This is a genomic window from Halococcus sp. PRR34, assembly GCF_028617175.1.
GTDB classification, from domain to species: domain Archaea; phylum Halobacteriota; class Halobacteria; order Halobacteriales; family Halococcaceae; genus Halococcus; species Halococcus salifodinae.
In genome coordinates this window covers 1-557 of sequence record NZ_JAQJDA010000077.1, presented here as the reverse complement: position 1 = coordinate 557, position 557 = coordinate 1, and the positions used below count along the sequence as shown (strand labels likewise).

Sequence of the window (557 nt, the reverse complement as noted above, 5' to 3'; positions counted from 1 at the left end):
GTGATCTCGCGGAACTGACGATACCATGACCGCGCTCGGACGGCGGAGCCGTACGAGCGCTTGATCACCGAGTTCACAGTCTCACAGATCGAGCGCTGGTTATAGAGTTCGTCCTTGATCCGCGCGTTATGTGCGTGATCGTACGGTGCGAAGACACGGTGTTTGATCAGCGGACGCACGTCTTCAGCGCGCAACTCCTCGCGGAAGCTCATATCATCGTAGCCCTTGTCGGCGGCGAGACTGAGCAGGTCGCCCGCGTTTCGCAGGGCGACCTGCGGGCCAACGTTCGTTCCGTTGGGCCACTTCGCACTGCAATGGACGTCGATAACCGCGCCCTGCGCGGTATCGACGAGAAAGGTCGCTTGCACGGTCTGTACGTTTCGATCACAGCGCTTGAGATAGTGGCTCGATGCTTCTCTGCGGTCGAAGTAGGTGGCATCGATGGCAGCGTGACCGGACCGATCGAGCAGCTCCGACGAGAGTCGGAGCAGCTCTCGCCAAACAGCCATCGGCGCTCGATCAAGGGATTTGCACAGCGCAGATGGACCAATGAACTC

At 60.0% G+C, this 557-nt stretch carries 1 protein-coding gene; it reads right to left on the bottom strand.

Annotated elements, in window-relative coordinates; all coding sequences use genetic code 11:
* Window positions 1-557: IS5 family transposase (locus PHA81_RS20875; RefSeq protein WP_273838810.1), on the bottom strand; the 557-nt coding region annotated here is incomplete at both ends.